The organism is Pseudomonas sp. GW821-FHT01A09 (assembly GCF_058986725.1).
The window spans coordinates 1-722 of record NZ_JBYSWB010000076.1 but is presented as its reverse complement, the minus strand read 5'-3'; the positions used below and the strand labels follow the sequence as shown (position 1 = coordinate 722).

General features: G+C 69.7%; 1 protein-coding gene. It reads left to right on the top strand.

The annotated features are described in order from the left end of the window. A partial coding sequence (locus AC3WJP_RS29110; RefSeq protein WP_493724606.1) for a hypothetical protein occupies nucleotides 1–722 on the top strand: 722 nt, incomplete at both ends.

The following is a 722-nucleotide window of genomic DNA, read 5'->3' as shown; positions in this document are numbered from 1 at the left end:
AGCGACCCGGGCGTGTACACCGCGCTGATCGAAAACATCCGCTGCATCGACACCGACTGTTCCGGTGGCAAACAGCACTACGCCTGGCGCATCACCCAGTATCAAAAACTCGACGTCCTCGCCGCCAGCGCCGCCGCGAGCATCACCGCCGGTGGCGACCTGCACCTGCAGGGCGGTGCCCTGCGCAACCACAGCAGCACCATCGCCACCGGCGCCAGCCTCACGGCGAACCTGGTCAGCCTCGACAACGTCGGCATCGAGCCCGGCGAAACCGTCACCTCGCGCACCTACCGCTCCGAGCGCACCCGCCGCCCAGGCGCCTGGTTCGACGCCATGCGCGCGTTCAACGCGCAGTACTGGAAAGACGGCCCTCGCTACGATCCCGCCCAGCTCGGCGGCCTGGAGGCCGGCGTGGCCTCCTTCATCGGCCGCATGCAGAAGGAATACGCCGACCGCGCCCACCAGACCTTCACGCCGCTGGCCGGGCAAAGCTACGCCGCCGTGATCCAGGCCGCCGGCCCGGCCGCGGTCGTCACCCAGAACGGCATCGACAACAGCGTGGTGCGCAGCGGCTACAACTACATCGGCGCCGGCCCGCGCACCGACACCAGCACCCCGGGCACCCCGTACTCGACACAGGTGAGCATCCACCGCCAACTGGCCCCCGACCTCGCCCAGCAACAGGTCGACCCCACCACGCTGCCCGACTTCGCCTTGCCCAG